General features: G+C 58.5%; 16 protein-coding genes. 3 read left to right on the top strand and 13 right to left on the bottom strand.

What is annotated here, in order from left to right; all coding sequences use genetic code 11:
• The first annotated feature begins 98 nt into the window (after positions 1 to 98).
• Genes HMPREF2890_RS00820 through HMPREF2890_RS00810 form a run of 3 tightly spaced genes read left to right on the top strand, consistent with a single transcriptional unit; the run spans position 99 to position 1,563 of the window.
• Positions 99 to 305, top strand: a complete 207-nt coding sequence (locus tag HMPREF2890_RS00820) for a helix-turn-helix transcriptional regulator (RefSeq protein ID WP_070464072.1) — start codon at positions 99 to 101, stop codon at positions 303 to 305.
• The gene (locus tag HMPREF2890_RS00815) at positions 302 to 625 is read left to right on the top strand and encodes a HipA N-terminal domain-containing protein (RefSeq protein ID WP_070464070.1); all 324 of its coding nucleotides are present in this window, start codon (positions 302 to 304) and stop codon (positions 623 to 625) included. The genes HMPREF2890_RS00820 and HMPREF2890_RS00815 overlap by 4 nt, the downstream gene beginning before the upstream one ends.
• On the top strand, positions 622 to 1,563 hold the full coding sequence (locus HMPREF2890_RS00810; RefSeq protein WP_070464068.1) for a HipA domain-containing protein: 942 nt from the start codon (positions 622 to 624) through the stop codon (positions 1,561 to 1,563). The genes HMPREF2890_RS00815 and HMPREF2890_RS00810 overlap by 4 nt, the downstream gene beginning before the upstream one ends.
• Before the next feature lie 154 nt (positions 1,564 to 1,717).
• On the opposite strand, the gene HMPREF2890_RS00805 is transcribed toward HMPREF2890_RS00810, so the two are convergent.
• The 13 genes from HMPREF2890_RS00805 to HMPREF2890_RS00745 form a co-directional block, all read right to left on the bottom strand.
• The gene (locus HMPREF2890_RS00805; protein WP_070464066.1) at positions 1,718 to 1,966 is read right to left on the bottom strand and encodes a hypothetical protein; all 249 of its coding nucleotides are present in this window, start codon (positions 1,964 to 1,966) and stop codon (positions 1,718 to 1,720) included.
• A gap of 84 nt (positions 1,967 to 2,050) precedes the next feature.
• On the bottom strand, positions 2,051 to 2,317 hold the full coding sequence (locus HMPREF2890_RS00800) for a hypothetical protein (RefSeq protein ID WP_070464064.1): 267 nt from the start codon (positions 2,315 to 2,317) through the stop codon (positions 2,051 to 2,053).
• A 48-nt stretch (positions 2,318 to 2,365) separates the two neighbouring features.
• The gene (locus HMPREF2890_RS00795) at positions 2,366 to 3,397 is read right to left on the bottom strand and encodes a hypothetical protein (RefSeq protein WP_070464062.1); all 1,032 of its coding nucleotides are present in this window, start codon (positions 3,395 to 3,397) and stop codon (positions 2,366 to 2,368) included.
• Positions 3,398 to 3,664: 267 nt separating this feature from the next.
• Positions 3,665 to 4,177, bottom strand: coding sequence for an RNA-binding S4 domain-containing protein (locus HMPREF2890_RS00790; protein ID WP_070464060.1), 513 nt, complete (start codon positions 4,175 to 4,177; stop codon positions 3,665 to 3,667).
• Between the two features lie 18 nt (positions 4,178 to 4,195).
• Positions 4,196 to 4,807, bottom strand: a complete 612-nt coding sequence (gene pth, locus HMPREF2890_RS00785) for an aminoacyl-tRNA hydrolase (RefSeq protein ID WP_070464058.1) — start codon at positions 4,805 to 4,807, stop codon at positions 4,196 to 4,198.
• Positions 4,800 to 5,405, bottom strand: a complete 606-nt coding sequence (locus tag HMPREF2890_RS00780) for a DUF3109 family protein (protein WP_070464056.1) — start codon at positions 5,403 to 5,405, stop codon at positions 4,800 to 4,802. The genes pth and HMPREF2890_RS00780 overlap by 8 nt, the downstream gene beginning before the upstream one ends.
• A gap of 286 nt (positions 5,406 to 5,691) precedes the next feature.
• Positions 5,692 to 6,339, bottom strand: coding sequence for a 50S ribosomal protein L25 (locus HMPREF2890_RS00775; RefSeq protein WP_070464054.1), 648 nt, complete (start codon positions 6,337 to 6,339; stop codon positions 5,692 to 5,694).
• Positions 6,340 to 6,541: 202 nt separating this feature from the next.
• The gene (galK, locus tag HMPREF2890_RS00770; RefSeq protein ID WP_070464052.1) at positions 6,542 to 7,708 is read right to left on the bottom strand and encodes a galactokinase; all 1,167 of its coding nucleotides are present in this window, start codon (positions 7,706 to 7,708) and stop codon (positions 6,542 to 6,544) included.
• 6 nt (positions 7,709 to 7,714) lie between these two features.
• Positions 7,715 to 9,133 (bottom strand): MFS transporter, encoded by a 1,419-nt coding sequence (locus HMPREF2890_RS00765; protein WP_070464050.1) that lies wholly within the window; start codon positions 9,131 to 9,133, stop codon positions 7,715 to 7,717.
• A gap of 34 nt (positions 9,134 to 9,167) precedes the next feature.
• Positions 9,168 to 10,262, bottom strand: a complete 1,095-nt coding sequence (locus HMPREF2890_RS00760; RefSeq protein ID WP_070464048.1) for an aldose epimerase family protein — start codon at positions 10,260 to 10,262, stop codon at positions 9,168 to 9,170.
• Positions 10,263 to 10,373: 111 nt separating this feature from the next.
• Complete coding sequence (locus HMPREF2890_RS00755) at positions 10,374 to 10,958, bottom strand: DUF4112 domain-containing protein (RefSeq protein WP_083289711.1); 585 nt, start codon at positions 10,956 to 10,958, stop codon at positions 10,374 to 10,376.
• Positions 10,959 to 10,962: 4 nt separating this feature from the next.
• A complete protein-coding gene (locus tag HMPREF2890_RS00750) occupies positions 10,963 to 13,119 on the bottom strand; it encodes a hypothetical protein (RefSeq protein ID WP_070464046.1) in 2,157 nt (718 codons plus the stop codon).
• Between the two features lie 321 nt (positions 13,120 to 13,440).
• Positions 13,441 to 15,274 (bottom strand): peptidase U32 family protein (locus HMPREF2890_RS00745; protein ID WP_070464044.1); only part of this gene is annotated, 1,834 nt, incomplete at its 5' end.

Genomic DNA, 15,274 nt, shown 5'->3' with positions numbered 1-15,274 from the left:
CTGTCGCACCCACCATTTTGACCTATAAGTCTGTTATTTCAGGCAGAAAGCGTATATTTACCGCGTAATCATCCAGGTCGGGTATAATTTTAGCAGATATGACCATTGCAGAGTTTGTGAGGGAGAAACGCAAGGAGTACGGGCTGACTCAGCTGGATCTCAGTATGAAGACTGGGGTTGGCATCCGCTTTGTCCGTGAGTTGGAGGCAGGTAAACCGACCATTCGCCTCGATAAGGCAAACCAAGTCCTTGCTCTCTTTGAGGCTGAGGTAGGTGTGCAGACAAAGGATGGGACTGAGCCATGAAGCAGGCAGAAGTATATCTATACGACCGATTAGCCGGCATCCTGACTGAGAGCGACGAGGGTTATCGATTTTGTTATGACACAGCCTATCTTGCTTCTGAGGATGCCGAAGCAATAAGCCTCACGCTACCATTGACGAGCGAGTGCTTTACGGACAAGGTGCTCTTTCCATTCTTTGATGGCCTGATCCCGGAGGGGTGGCTACTGAATATTGCTGAGCGAAATTGGAAGATCGACAGCAGGGATAGGATGTCCTTGTTGCTCGCTTGCTGTAGGGATTGCATAGGAGCTGTAAGCATTGTGCCTAAGGAAGTGTTATGAGTCGGTGTTTGATTTGCTATGACGAGCTCCCCGAGGGGGTTGTGAGCTATCACCCTGCCTGTTCTCGTAGGCTCTTTGGGACGACTACGCCTCCCACGCTTGACTTTGACCGAGGGAGTATCTCGCAGCTGGCCACTGAAATCATCAAGAGTCAGACCACACTGACCGGCGTCCAGCCAAAGCTTTCCCTTGATATAGATAAAGGAGAAAAGGGGGTGCCGGATCGGCTTACCGTGGTGGGTCTATGGGGGCGCTATATCCTCAAGCCGCAGACTGACAGATATAGGCACCTCCCTGAGCTGGAGGATGTGACGATGCACCTCGCCGAGATGGCGCGGATAGAGGTGGTCCCCCATGGGCTGATCCGTATGAAAGATGGCGAGCTCAGCTACATCACGCGTAGGATCGACCGAACTGATAGAGGAGAGAAACTCCCGATGGAAGACTTCTGTCAGCTCAGTAACAAGCTCACAGAGCACAAGTACAGGGGTTCTTACGAGCAAGTAGCCAAGCTCCTACGACAATACTCCTCCAGACCTACCTTTGATCTGCTCAGCTATTGGGAAGTCGTGCTCTTCTCCTGGCTGGTCGGCAACTCCGACATGCATCTGAAGAACTTCTCACTCTATCGACCCCAAGGGGCTACCGGCTATCAACTGACGCCGGCATACGACTTACTCTCCACCAAACTTGTGCTGCCGGAAGACACTGAGGAGCTGGCGCTCACGCTATGCGGGAAGAAGAGCAAGCTAAGGAAGGAGCACTTCACCCGGGCGATGAAGGACTCCGGTATCCCCGACAAGGTCGTCGAGAACTCATTCTCAAAGTTTACTCAAGTCGCAGAGCAGTGGTACGACTTTATCCAAGCGTCCACACTCCCGGATGACATGAAAGAGTCGTTTATCGCACTGATAGCGAGGAATATCAGCGCTATATAGTAGTCTTAGTCCTGCTATCCCAGTGATAAATGAGGATATGCGGTACCACTTCCTCAGGCTCCCAAGCCACTCCTCCGAGTACAAATGAGAGCGCCCCGCAGTCTCACTGACTGCGGGGCGCTCTTTTGTATCTGATCCAAGGGAGCGAGACTTCCTATACGAGGAGTGCAAGCAGCCCGAGAATGAGCATTAGGCTTGTCCAGACTATCTTATGCAGCCGATCAGCCTTCTCGTGGAGGAGGCAATAGCCGGCACAGAACACGAAAAATAGTGCATCAAGAGGCTTGCTCATATACCAGTCTCTGAAGAAGAAAGTGGCAAGGATCCAGTAGACCCCGTAGACGACAGCCAGCCCGAGGAAGAAATACCTGAAGTAGCTAAGCACTCGATCACTCTGTACCATATAGATTCAAAGGATTACATAACATAACAAATCTCAGAGCTGTTCCAGGGCCTATGCCCATAAAGCTCCCTCACACCCACTACTTCACTCCACACCATTGAGTTTCCGTAGCATCGGACCATAGAGGCGGATCACCTTGTCCTGTATGCTATGTGCCATATCATCGTCTCCCAAGACAGCTCGGGCCTCAAACTCCAGGAGCAGCTGACGCTTCTCAAGTTCTTGCCTCTTATTTTCGTCAGTTGTCGCATAGTATTCATTGATCGCCATCGCTCTAAGCTGACTAATGGCACTTGACATCACCTCTTTATCGGTGAACGTACGAGCAAACTCTAATTCCTCCGGCGTCATAGGAGCAAATCTTCTTATACCAAAAGCCTATGCCGACTGTAGCGTGTGTCAGAGGGAGGCGAGGAGCTCATTGGTAGGAATGACGGCAAAGTCATCCCGCTCCACCAGACCCCGCTCATAGATAGCAGCTGCGAGGGTGACTCCCAGCGCATCCTCCGGTGTGGTGATCTCCCCCTTACTGTCCCCCCGATAGACGATGACGAGCGGCTCATCGGGCATCCCCTCCTCCAGCTCATCCTCGGTGGGGAGGAAGAGTGAGGCAAGGGCGTAGCGCTTAGGCTCCTCGTCACAGGTCTCAAAGAGGATCGCCCGATAGGGCTTCACGGACTTGGTCCCGGGGATGAGGATGGTCTCCATGAAGTCGCTCGTGGGAGATAGGATGGCGAGGTAGCACTTATCCTTCAGGATCTCACCGAAGTGGCTTCGCTTCACCTCGAGGCGAAGCACCTCATCCGGAGCGAGGTTGTGCTGACGAAGCATCTCCGCTGCCTCCTCGGGGAGGGGCGATGCCTCCGTGTCGATCAGCTGCTCAAATTGCGGTCCCTCCTCACGGATCTGCCTCCAGTGATCCTCCTTCTGCGCCCTCCGTGGATCCTCATCGAGCAGCACCTCTCCGAGCAGGATGGCGAAGAATGGATCCTGATCCTCCAGTCCCTCATTGTACGCCTCCTGGGCGATCTCATCACCGACGAAGTCGGCCATCACCTCCGTCTCGTCCTCGTCCGTGCCATAGTAGTCGATGATCACCGGACTCTCGCTCCGGTCATACCGCCGGCGCTCCTCATCATTAAAGTGGATCTGTGGGAGGCGCACAAGAGTTGAGCGTGTCCCCTCAGGCGACGTACTCCGGAAGAGCACCGCCCTATAGGGCTTGGGAAGTCGCGTTGAGGGGAGACTCTCATCGAAGCTCGGGAAGAGCAATTGCTCGTAATAGTCGGTGAGCTTGCGGAAGTCCACCCGCTTGCGACCGGCGACGATCCTGTCGAGGACCTCATCCGAGATCTGTAGGCAGAGGAGATCAGTCTCCTCGATCTGATGCCCGTGGAGGGCATCCTTGATTGCGTTACTTAGGTTCATCATAGTCCTGTCAGTGCCATTCCATTATCTGATGACAAATCTACACAAAATCCCCCCAGACTAAGGAATTATATATTGGTCGACAAAAGACACATCCCCCGGCCGGATCGTCTCAGGGGGGGATATACTTTCCCCTATCAGAGAAAAATCTATTACCGGTAAAAGAAAACACTAATACCGATATTAGGCGCGCCTAATATCGGTATTAGTGAGGGCCTCTCCAAGCCTTTGTAGGAGAGGAGCTTAGGGACTCGATCCGAAGAGGCGCTGTCAGTCGTCCCAGAAGCCGAGGTCGTCGAGCATCTCCTGCTCGTCGCGCTCCAGCTGCTCGAGGTCGTCCGTCTCAGCGTCCGCAGCATCCTCACTCAGCTCGGGATCGTCGTCATCGAGCCAGTCGGGGATGTACTGCGTCGGGTCCATGAATTGCTCGAGATCGCGCCGCTCCTTCTTCGTCGGGCGACCCGTACCGCGCGCACGCCCCTGACGGTATGCGGCCTGCATAGTCTCGAGGATCTCGTACTCGCTCCGTGGGGTGACGTTCTTGAGATACTCGGGGACCAGCTTGGCTCCCACGCGAGCCTTGGGGAGCCCCACCACCTCGAAGGAGAAGGTCATCGGCGGCTTCTTCACCTCGATGCGATCGCCCACCCTCACCTTGGAGGCGGGCTTGAGGGAGACGCCATCGCGGGTGACACGATTGATCTTGCACGCCTTGGCGGCTATGGAGCGGGTCTTGAAGACTCGGGCGCCCCAGAGCCAGCGGTCTATACGTAGGTCTTCCATGGGTCGGTTTTTTCTCTCTTAGTGATGATGGCTTTTCTTGTGCGCCTCGTCCTTGGTGCGGGCGTTGTAGATATTCATCGTCCGCTCGATGCCCTGTAGGGCAAAGCTGCGGATCACCTCGGCGGCGAGGATGGCGAGGTTAGGCCACTGAGCCTCCTCCTCTTCGTCAAAGGAGCCGAGGACGTAGTCGATCTGACTCCCCTTTGCGTAGTGGGAGCCGATGCCAAATCGGAGACGGGCGTACTTTGCGCTCCCAAGCGTTGCCTCAATATGCTTCAGACCGTTGTGCCCGCCGGAGCTACCCTGAGCGCGGATGCGAAATTCGCCAAAGGGGATATTCAGGTCATCGACGACGACAAAGAGGTTCTCCTGCGGGATATTCTCCTTCTTCATCCAGTAGCGGACGGCATCACCGCTGAGATTGACGTAGGTGGAGGGCTTGAGGAGGATGAGGATCTTATTCTTGACCCTCATCTGGGCAACCATGCCGTAGCGCTTGTCCTCAAAGGCGACACCTCCCTCCTCTGCCAGCGCGCTCAGGACGCGGAAGCCGGCGTTGTGTCGGGTATCACGGTACTCGGGGCCGGGATTGCCGATCCCCACGATCAGGTATTTGCTTGACTCACTCATGACTTGATAGATAATGATCTGCCACCTCCTCCAGCCGGCTGTACCACTCGGCTCCGTAGGCGCGCACCAGTGCGGAGCGGACGAAGCGGTAGATCCGGATCCCCTCTCGCCGTCCCCGTGCCACCGCTGCATCGCAGAGTGGAGACCAGACGTCGTAGTAGAGGATCGTCCGTCCGGCATCGGTCCGCCGAGTACGCACTGGGTAGAGGTGGCAGGAGATTGGCTTGTAGAAGAGCGACTGCGTCCCCTCGGTAAAGCACTTCTCAAAGGCACAGCGGCAGCACTCGCCCTCCTCATTGCAGGTAAAGACGCACCGCCCGCCGTCGACGATCATCGTCGCCCAAGCTCCCGGCGCAGGACTGTAGAGCACGCCATGGGCCGTCATATAGTCGACATTGGCGGGCGGGATGGTGTCGATCACCTGGGGCAGTGCCTCTAAGAGGAGCTCCTTCTCCTCCTCTGCGACAGGAGCGCCCTCTACGCCCTCCACGCAGCAGTCGCCCCGGCAGGCCTCGAGGTCACATGCGAAGTACTCGGTGATCACCTCCGGACTGACGAGGATCTCTCCCACCTCGAGGTATTTACTCTTCTTTGCCATAAAAGACCTTTGCAAAATGGTCTTTCGCCGAAAAAGCACCGCTTTTTCGGCAGGGACTTTGCAGAACACCCCGGATGCAAGGAACTGAGAGTGAGGACGAAGGGAGTGTGCTTACGCACATGACCAAGTCCGAAACTCGAATGTGACGCTGCAGATGGGGTATTATGCAAAGGTCTCCATAAAAAAGGGAGAGCCATCCCTACCATGCCGGCACGGGGTGACTCTCCTTAGATCTTGCGACCCATCGTCTCCTGCATAGGTTGCGGGAGGGATGGGCGTAGGTAGCTTACTCTGCGGAGTCCTCAGCAGCCTCCTCGGCCGGAGCCTCGGGAGCGGCAGGTGCTGCAGCCTCCTCCTCAGCCTCCATCTGAGCAGCCATGGCGGCCATCTCACGGGAGGACTTGATGGTGGCAACGACGGCGTTGCCGGCATTGAGCAGCTCGAGGTTGTCGAAGCTCAGGCTACGTACCTGGATCGGCTGGTCGACACCCATATTGGTGATGTCGATGTGGAGACGATCGGGGATATTGGTATAGAGACCCTTGACCTTGAGGTAGCGCATACGTGTGATCAGCGTACCACCGGCACGGACACCTTTGGCAAATCCATCGAGGACGATGGGCATATTGACCACGATAGGCTTATCCTCAGAGATCTGGAGGAGGTCAATGTGCAGTACCTCGTCGGTTACGGGGTGGAACTGCAGGTCCTGCACGATGCACATCACCTTGTCGCCACCCTCTACAGAGAGCTCGACCGTGTGCACGTCGGGAGAGTAGATCAGGTTGCGCACATCCTTCTTGGATACGAGGAGGCTCTGATTCTTCTCACCACCATAGATCTCTACGGGGATCAGACCCTGGCGACGCTGATCGCGGGTCGCCTTCTTACCCACCTCCTTGCGGAGAGTGGCACTGAGACTGTACGTCTTCATACTTGCTTATTAGTTGTGTTACTCAAAATTAGCTCTTCCTAATTTCCCATCACACCTTGATAGGCCTTTTCCATAAGAAAAGCACGCAAAGATACTGATTTCCTCTCACATAACGATCTGCGTCTCTTTTTGGGGGCAAAAAAAAGGAGAGAAAGCCCGGGTAGGACTCTCTCTCCCTGAAGGAATGATCAACTCGCCGACCTTACTCTAAGCGGCGAGCGCCGTCACCGATGATGACGGGGTAGACCTTGGGTGCGTGGCCAAACTTCTCCTCATACGCTTTGGTGGCGTGGGCGATGAAGCTGTCGTAGAGCTCCTCGCGGACGAGATTGATCGTGCAACCACCGAAGCCTCCGCCCATGACACGTGAACCGGTGACACCGCTGTGGAGCGCCTCGAGGACGAGGAAGTCCAGCTCCTCACAGCTCACCTCGTACTTCATCGAGAGGCCCCAGTGGGTCTGGTACATCTTACGCCCCACGGTGGGGTAGTCTCCCGCCTTGAGCGCATCGGAGACCACCAACACACGGTCGATCTCCTCGATCACGTACTCGGCCCGGAGCGCATCCTCAGCGGAGACCTTGTCCCGTATGCTATCCAGCATGTGGAGGTCAGCATCGCGGAGGTACTCGATCTTGCGGTCGGGGTAGGCCTCACGGAGAGCCTTGACCACATGCTCGCAGGAGGCGCGGCGCTGGTTGTAGGCACCTGAGGCGAGATTGTGCTTCACCACCGTGTCGATCAGGACGAGGCGGTAGCCCTCAGGCTCCCAGGGGAAGTACTCGTACTCCAACGAGCGACAGTCAAGGCGCATGATGTGCCCCTCCTTGCCGAAGACGCTGGCAAACTGGTCCATGATCCCACAATTGACGCCCACATAGTGGTGCTCGGTCATCTGCCCGGCGATGGCGAGGTCGAAATCACCCACCTTGCTGTCACCGAAGAGCTCATTGAGCGCCCTGGCGTAGCAGCTCTCGAGAGCAGCGGAGGAGGACATGCCTGCCCCGAGTGGCACATCGCCGGAGAAGGCGGTGTCGAAACCCCTGACCGGGACGCCGAGCTTCTGCATCTCGCGGCTGAGACCGAAGATGTAGCGCGCCCACTGCTCCTCGGGAGCGTCCTCCTCCGTGAGACCGAAGGAAGCTCTCTCATCAAGGTCGATGGCGTAGGCGTTGATGCGGTCGGTACCATTGGGACGGATAGCCGCCATGATGCCGGTATCGACGGCTCCGGGGAAGACGAAGCCTCCGTTGTAGTCGGTGTGCTCCCCGATGACGTTGATGCGCCCGGGGGCGAAGTAGAGGCTCACACCATCTGTGTGGCCAAAGGTCTGCTCAAGGGCAGCTCTCACTATTTCTCTATTTCTCATAAGGACTCAGGCTGCAGTACGGGTGACAGGGACGTCGGTCTTATTGGGCTTGCACCCCCAGAGGGCATAGAAGAGGATCCATGCCTCACCGATGGCGACGAGGATCCAGGAGATATTCCAGCCGATACCATCAGCCATGGCACCCTGGATCACAGGGAGGAGCGCACCACCGAAGCAGCCCATCATCAGGATGCCGGAGGCCTTGGAGGTGTAGCGGCCGAGGCCATTGAGGGCGAGGGTGAAGGTGGAGGGCCACATCACGGAGTGGAAGAGACCGATGGCGCAGAGGAAGTAGGGATTCTCCGTCACCATGGCGAGGATCACAAGGATCAGCGCAGCGAGTGCGGCGATCATCAGCTGCGTGCGGGCGCTCACCTTGCTGAGGAAGCTGCCGACGAAGCGACCGACCAGCAGACCACCCCAGTAGAAGGAGGCGAGCGTGGCGCCGAGCTTAGCAGCCATGGCGAGGTCATTCATCGCATAGAGGACGATATTGGCACCCACGCAGACCTCCACGCCGACGTAGAAGAAGAGGGTCACCAGCCCGAGTGAGAGCTGACGGAAAGACCAGACGCTGTCGGGGAGTTTCTCGTTGCCTGAGGAGACACCCTCGATCTCGGGGAGATTGATGCGGGTGAGGGCAAAGACGATCACCGCCACGAGGACCATCAGGCAGATGATCGGGAGGTAGAGGGAGGTGATATTGACCTCGAGTCCGCTCTTTCCGCTAAAGATCACGTAGGCGACGAAGAGCGGGCCGAGCGTGGTCATGAGGGAGTTACCGGTACCGGAGATATTCTGCCGCTGTACACCGGTGGTGCCGGGGACATCGCAGGCGACGAGGTAGGGATTGACCACAGCCTGGAGGTAGGTGAGTGCCGTACCGGCGACAAAGGCGGCAATGAGGAAGATCCAGTAAGCGATCGGGAGGGTTACGGGACCCTGCCAGGTGAGACCGGTGAAGTCGCCGGACTTGGCGGTATTGATAACAAAATTGCCCGTCTCAGCCGCAGATGCCTGCATGGCAGCGATGCTGCCCTGCTCCTCGATAGACTTTGCCTCACTGATCGCGTCAGAGAAGCGAGGCAGGTCAAAGCTGTCGAAGCACCAGGCGGAGCACATATAGATCGCAAAGGCAACGATCAGGATGCCAAGACCGAGGATGAGCGACTTCTTGTACCCATTCTTCTCGATATATCGGGTACTGATCGGACCCATCACTAAGTAGGCGAGGAAGAAGGCGAAATTGAGCGCCGTCGTCAGCGTATTGGTCATGCTACCTCCCTTGATGAGGTAGGCGGCCTGCATCGGGGCCTGGAATTGCTGATTGAGGTTGGTGATCAGGCCGATCAGAGCCATCAGCACCACCATGATGATGAAGGGCACCAAGTAATTGGGCTTCGTCTGATTGTACGTTTTAGTCATAAGTTATTGTGGAAAGTGTTAGTTAAGCGTATGGTCAAAGCTCCTCGTCCTCTATCTCCACGGTGGAGAAGGCGAAGGTGGTCCGACTCTCGTAGGTGTCTCTCGGGAGGAGGACCGTAGAGGGGAAGTCGGGCTTATTGGGTGAGTCGGGGAAGTGCTGCGTCTCAAAGCAGATCGCTGAGCGGGCGGGGTAGCGGCTGTCGCCCTTTCCCCTCATATTGCCGGTAAGCCAGTTGGCGGTATAGATCTGTACGCCGGGCTGGTCGGTCTGCACCTCCATGGAGATGCCGCTCTTGGGCGAGAAGCAGATGGCGCAGGGTCCGAAGGTGCCCGGCTCCTTATCCAGCACCCAGGTGTGGTCGTAGCCACGCGCCTGGAGGAGCTGCTTCTCCTGCTTGTCGATCCGCTCCCCCACCTCATGCCAGTCGAGGAAGTCGAAGGGCGTCCGCGCCACAGCCTCAGCGGTACCAAAGGGGATCGCCGTGTCGTCCGTCGGGAGGTACTTCGACCCAAAGAGCCGCAGCATGTGGTCGTGGACGGAGGGGTCGCCCTCACCGGAGAGATTGAAGTAGGAGTGATTGGTGAGATTGACCACCGTCGGCTTGGTCGTAGTCGCCCTGTAGCTTATGTCGAGGGTGTTATCCTCCGTGAGGCTATAGGTCACCTCCACCTCCAGCTCTCCTGGGAAGCCCTCCTCACCGTCTGCAGAGGTGTACCGGAGCACGAGAGTGGCGTCATCCCTCTGCTCAGCGTCCCAGACACGGAAGTTGAAGCCGGTGGGACCGCCGTGGAGGCTATTGGGGCCGTTGTTGATCCTGAGGCGGTAGGTCTTGCCGTCAAGAGCAAACTTGCCATTCGCAATCCGATTGCCGTAGCGACCTATGATGGAGCCGAAGTACTGCTCCTCCGTCCCGAGGTAGTCGTCGAGGCTGTCGTGCCCGAGGACGACATCTACCGGCTTGCCCTCCCGATCGGGGACGAGCAGCTGGACGATCTTGCCACCATAGTTGGTCACCAGCATCTCCATCCCGGCCCCATTGGTGAGGCGGTAGAGGTGGGTGGGATGACCGCAGAGGTTGCGGTCAAATTTCTCTGCGTCTATCGCGACGGGCTTTCTATAATAGTTCATACGTAAGCATTGGTTGGAGTGGTGCGTAAGCCGGAAGAAATCCTCCCGGACGATATTCCGTCATCAAATGTACACTTTTTTACTCTTACACCCCACTAATAAGCAAATAATTTATTGTACACCGCCGCCACCCAGGTCGATCAGCCAGCGACAAAAGAGGAGGAAAAGGTAGGCCAAGAGGACCACGAGGATGATCAGGACGATGATGGCTACGACGAAATAGCGGGCTCGGCGATTGACCTCACGGATCGTCTCACGGTCATCCTCGGCGAAACCGCGGACCAGCTTGGCGGTCCGGCTGTTGGCTCGGAAGAGGAAGTCGAGCACCGGACCAACAAAGGGGACCAGTCCGACGCAGGCATCGATGAGGAAAGTGTAGAGGATCGCCAGCGTCAGAGGGAGGGACTTGATCTTGCGGGTCGAGAGCCGCAGGCCGGGGATCACGAAGAGAAAGCCCACCACATCGCCCGCATAGGGGATGAGACCAATGAGTGCATCGATCCCGTAGCGGTCCATGTACTTATCTGCCCAGAGGATGATCCGGTAGTCGCGGTCGCCGAGGAGCTCCTGCCGGCGCTCCTCCTTCCTCGCATGGCGCTCTGCCTCCTCCGCCCGAGCACGATCCATGGAGGCTTGCTCCTCGGGGTCAGTCAGCCGGAGCTGACGCCGCACCTGCTCTCGTCGCCTCTCGTGCATCGCCTTATACGTCCAGTGTCATCTCGCCACTGAGGAGCTTACGGAGGTCGTCAGCCCCAAGGTCCTGACTGCCATCTCCGGCGAGGAGCAGCAGGTCCTCGCGGACACGCTCATCGGTCAGGTCGGTATGGACACGGCGCCTGACCTCAGCGAGGAAGGCTGACTTATCGTCGATCTGCCGCATATTGTACTGAAAGGTCTCACGGATCCGCTCCAGCTCGCGGCGGTAATGGTCCTCGGTCACCTTGCTCGCCACCTCCTTTTGCCGCAGCAGGAGGAGCTCATCGACAGCTGCCGCCGACCGCTGAGCGGCGACACGTGAGCGGGCTGCCGCCACCTGAGCCAGCTGTCGGGCACGTTGCTCATCCTGAGAGGCAGCCGGTCTCGAGGGAGCGACGGACCGAGAGACTCTCTCTGCAATCACCGGCGCCGCCTGTCGCTCCACCCCCTGCAGTCGCTGCCGGAGGCGGTCGATCCGCTCCGTCATCTCAGCAGGGAGCGGAGACTGCTCCAGCTCCCTGAGAGACTGAGGAGCCACTAAGCGATCCTCCAGCGGACTCTCGATGATGTCCCGAGCGATGGAGAGGAGCTTCAGCACCGGAGCAAGGTGGGCGGCCGCATCGCTCAGCATCGTCGGTGAGAGGGACTGCAGCTCATGGATGTGCTCCGTCAGGTCACCGGCATCCATACGCGACTGGTGGTACTCCTTGAGCGATGTATCGAAGGTGCGCTGCAGCGAGTCGATCTCCTCGCCGAAGACCCTCAGGTCCACCCTCAGCTCCTCGTACTTACGCACGATCTCGCCATCGTACTTATCCCACTCGGTGAGGTCGCGACCGTAGCCCTCGCTCGCCTTGCCGAGGGTGACCGTCCGGCGGAGCCAGCTTGGCTCCTTTGGCTTAGCCTCGAGCGCCTCTTGGTAGCGTCCCTCCAGAGAGTCAAGGAGCACCTTTGTCGTCTCCACCTGATCCCTATAGTAGGTGATATTGAGCCGGGCATCGAGCATTTTCTCCTCCAGCCCTCTCATATGCTTATAGATCTCCTCCCGCTCGCGGACGATCTGCTTCACCTCGGGGTCGGAGTAGAGCGCCTCCCGCAGCGCCTTCCACTCACCCGAGAAGACGCGCTCCCCATACTGATAGAAGAGGTCCGCCCTCGAGAGATAGAGGTCATTGATCGTCCGGTACACCTCCACCAACCGCGCCATATCCGCCTGTATCAAGGAGGCATCCCGCACCACATCGCTCCGGAGGTCGAGGAGCTGCCCCTTCAGTCGTGCGGTGTCGCCGACCGTCTTGCTGTAGTGTGAGACGAGATTGACCGCCGCCATCACGAGGGCAAAGCGACGACCGGAGGAGTGGCTGTAGTCTCGCGCCGAGTCCGAGAGGGTGGTGCGGAAGTCCTCCGAGATAGAGCTGAGCAGCTCCGAGGCACGCCCCGAGAGACTGTCAAAGGAGAGCTTCGCCCGGCTGTACATCTCATCCACATCAATCCAGCGAAGCTTATCAAAGTCAAAGAGCTCCGGTGCCACGCTATGGATCCGATCGCCAAAGAGATCCTTCAGCAGCGCCACCCACTCCCGATAGCTATAGAGGACCTGCTCCCGCAGCTCACCGTAGGCGGTGATGGCACCCTTGATATCCCCCTTTGCTTCCTTATACGCCTCTACCAGACCTGCATAGCGCCGGAGGAGATCCTCCGACTCCGCTTGGATCGCCTTGATGCCGGCGGTGCCGACGATGGTATCGACCGCCTGCTGCGAGAGCTGAGGCTTCACGCCCGGGCGGTAGTCTCGGGACGCCTCGTCCACCTGCACGAGGACCCGATCCATAGCCCTCTTCCCCTCCTCAAGCAGCTTCGTCACCACGCTCACCGCCTTGGCACTCTCGCTCGACTCGATCAGGTCGATGATGCGGTACTCATCGACGAGGCTCTTGCTGCTGCTGTTATTGAGGAAAGCCTCCCGGATGTGGGGGTCCTCGCCCATCGACCTGTACGCCTCCCAGACCAGCCGGCTCACCTCGGACGAGTCCCCCGAGATGCCGTCACCCCGCAGCTCATAGGCGAGGTCGGCTCGGGTGAAGTGGTCGTCCCGGGCAACCAATTGGTCAGCAATAGACTTGATGCGCTCGTAGAGACGCTGCGGATCGATGTCGGACATAGAAAAAAAGAGAATTACAATATAGTATGTGTGGACAGCCGGGACCCAAAGTCACCCCGACTGCTCAAATGTAACGCTTTTCGAGAATGTTGCACGAAGTGCCATTCTCGCACATTTGTTTCAAATGTGCTGAGACTTTGCACGAAGGATGAGATGCAAGGCGCTGAGGATGAGACCGAAAGGAGCGTACTCACGTACGTGACCGAGACCGAATTCCGAAAGCAACGCAGCAGATCGCCTTCGTGCAACAGTCGCTTTTCAGTGGATCGTCTCTGCCGACGAGGTCATCCAATCTCCCTTGGAGAGGCCCAGTCCGGAACTCTATCGGTCGAGCCAAAGGGTCATCCGGCAGGCACGACAGTCCGTGGTGATGCGGAAGCGCTCCTGACCACGGACAAGGTAGAGGGGCAGGGCAAAGGGCGGCCGCTTACCCTCTCGGGTGCAGTAGCCCAGCCGATGAAGCAGGCAGTGGCGGGTCTGCATCACCGGCACCGACCCCTCCGGCATCGCCACCTCCATAGCGGGGGCGATCTCTCCCTCGACACCGAGACGACGACAGAGCCGCTCTGCCTGCCGGTTGGCGACATTGTAGGTAAAGTCAAGGCTCTCCGGCAGTCCGCACTCCTCCCGAGAGTGGTCCCGACTGAGGAAGTCCCTCCGCTGCTCCCGGAGCCGCTCCCCCCGGCGGTCACGCTCCACGACCATCACCCTCCGGCAGGCCTCCCTCAGTCGCTCCACAAGCTCCCTCCGCAGCTCTGTCACCACGGAGGGCGGCAGGTACAGCCCCCGAAGTCTCAGCTCCGGCTGCTCGACCCTGTAGGGCGTGTCGCCGAGCTTGGAGAGCGTGTCGAGGAGTCTCGCAGAGGGATCCTTCTCTGCCGGCTCCAGCGCCATCTCCCGCTGCACCTCCACTGCGATGGAGGGCGCTTCGGTCACAGCGGCACGGAGGATAATCCCCTGCTCCGTTGCCTCGCACTCCATACTTATTAGGACCTTTCGGCTCGAGGCATCATCGCGCCTCAGGAGCCGGTCCAGCCGATGATTGAGATTGCGGAAGACCGTCGCACCGGGCGACATATCGACCGAGGCAGAGAGTCTCAGCCGGTAGGTCCCATCACCCTGGGGCGTCACCTGATTGACCAGCGCACCGGCTGTCCTCGTCTCATCAGGTGAGACAAGGAGGAGACCATCGCCATTGCTTAGCTCAGTCTCCATATCCCGGAGCCGTAGCGCCACCTCCCGTCCCCGACACTCGGTGAGCGTGCCCAGCTCCTCCCCGACACTCTTATTGGTAAAGGGGGTGATGCTCTCCATCGGGATCGGCGTATGTAGTGGGGTATTGTAGGCGGTGAAGCGTCGAGAGAAGGTCTGCTCCGGTCGTGGAGTAAAGGTGAGCTCCGTCTCGCCCCACGAGCTGCGGCAGTACTCATCACTACGGCGCGCGATGATCTCATCCACCACTCTACGGTAGTGAGCGGTCACATTGCGGACGTAGTCGATGTCCTTTAGTCGCCCCTCGATCTTTAGCGACGAGACACCCCGGTCGAGCATCTCCTCGATGATCTCGGTCCGATTGAGGTCCCGCAGCGACAGCAGGTGCTGCCCGGTGAGGAGTTTTCGCCCCGTTGCATCTTCCAGGTCGTAGCTCATGCGGCAGTACTGAGCGCAGGCACCTCGATTGGCACTACGGCCACGGCATGCCTCGGAGATGAAGCAGCGCCCGCTGTAAGAGACGCAGAGGGCACCATGGACAAAGCTCTCCACCCGCATCCCTACCCCGTCAAGCAGGCTCGGCAGGTCCGCCGTGCTCACCTCTCGCGGGAGCACCACCTGCTCTATGCCGAGCGACTCGAGGGTGCGGAGCTTGGCGTTGCTGTCGTTGTGGCACTGCGTACTGGCGTGGAGGGGGATGGGAGGCAACTTCTCCATCAGCAGCCCCATATCCTGTATGATCAGCGCATCGGCACCGGCGCCATAGAGATCCCATGCCAGCGAGACCGCCTCGGGGAGTTGCTCATCCGTCAGGATCGTATTGAGCGCCACATAGACCCGTGCGCCCACCTCGTGTGCCTCTCGGGTGAGCGTCGCGATGTCCTCGAGAGAGACCCCGGCGGCAGCACGTGCGCCAAACTTCGGTGCCCCGATATAGACTGCG

Origin of the sequence: Porphyromonas sp. HMSC065F10, assembly GCF_001808555.1 — a bacterium.
GTDB lineage: Bacteria > Bacteroidota > Bacteroidia > Bacteroidales > Porphyromonadaceae > Porphyromonas_A.
The sequence above is the reverse complement of the archived record's forward strand: the minus strand, read 5'-3'. Positions and strand labels throughout refer to the sequence as shown.

What these genes read in the sequence shown, in the direction of transcription:
- HMPREF2890_RS00820 (WP_070464072.1), top strand. Translation starts at nt 99, where the DNA reads ATGACCATTGCAGAGTTTGTGAGGGAGAAACGCAAGGAGTACGGGCTG.
- HMPREF2890_RS00815 (WP_070464070.1), top strand. Translation starts at nt 302, where the DNA reads ATGAAGCAGGCAGAAGTATATCTATACGACCGATTAGCCGGCATCCTG.
- HMPREF2890_RS00810 (WP_070464068.1), top strand. Translation starts at nt 622, where the DNA reads ATGAGTCGGTGTTTGATTTGCTATGACGAGCTCCCCGAGGGGGTTGTG.
- HMPREF2890_RS00805 (WP_070464066.1), bottom strand. Translation starts at nt 1,966, where the DNA reads ATGGTACAGAGTGATCGAGTGCTTAGCTACTTCAGGTATTTCTTCCTC.
- HMPREF2890_RS00800 (WP_070464064.1), bottom strand. Translation starts at nt 2,317, where the DNA reads ATGACGCCGGAGGAATTAGAGTTTGCTCGTACGTTCACCGATAAAGAG.
- HMPREF2890_RS00795 (WP_070464062.1), bottom strand. Translation starts at nt 3,397, where the DNA reads ATGATGAACCTAAGTAACGCAATCAAGGATGCCCTCCACGGGCATCAG.
- HMPREF2890_RS00790 (WP_070464060.1), bottom strand. Translation starts at nt 4,177, where the DNA reads ATGGAAGACCTACGTATAGACCGCTGGCTCTGGGGCGCCCGAGTCTTC.
- pth (WP_070464058.1), bottom strand. Translation starts at nt 4,807, where the DNA reads ATGAGTGAGTCAAGCAAATACCTGATCGTGGGGATCGGCAATCCCGGC.
- HMPREF2890_RS00780 (WP_070464056.1), bottom strand. Translation starts at nt 5,405, where the DNA reads ATGGCAAAGAAGAGTAAATACCTCGAGGTGGGAGAGATCCTCGTCAGT.
- HMPREF2890_RS00775 (WP_070464054.1), bottom strand. Translation starts at nt 6,339, where the DNA reads ATGAAGACGTACAGTCTCAGTGCCACTCTCCGCAAGGAGGTGGGTAAG.
- galK (WP_070464052.1), bottom strand. Translation starts at nt 7,708, where the DNA reads ATGAGAAATAGAGAAATAGTGAGAGCTGCCCTTGAGCAGACCTTTGGC.
- HMPREF2890_RS00765 (WP_070464050.1), bottom strand. Translation starts at nt 9,133, where the DNA reads ATGACTAAAACGTACAATCAGACGAAGCCCAATTACTTGGTGCCCTTC.
- HMPREF2890_RS00760 (WP_070464048.1), bottom strand. Translation starts at nt 10,262, where the DNA reads ATGAACTATTATAGAAAGCCCGTCGCGATAGACGCAGAGAAATTTGAC.
- HMPREF2890_RS00755 (WP_083289711.1), bottom strand. Translation starts at nt 10,958, where the DNA reads ATGCACGAGAGGCGACGAGAGCAGGTGCGGCGTCAGCTCCGGCTGACT.
- HMPREF2890_RS00750 (WP_070464046.1), bottom strand. Translation starts at nt 13,119, where the DNA reads ATGTCCGACATCGATCCGCAGCGTCTCTACGAGCGCATCAAGTCTATT.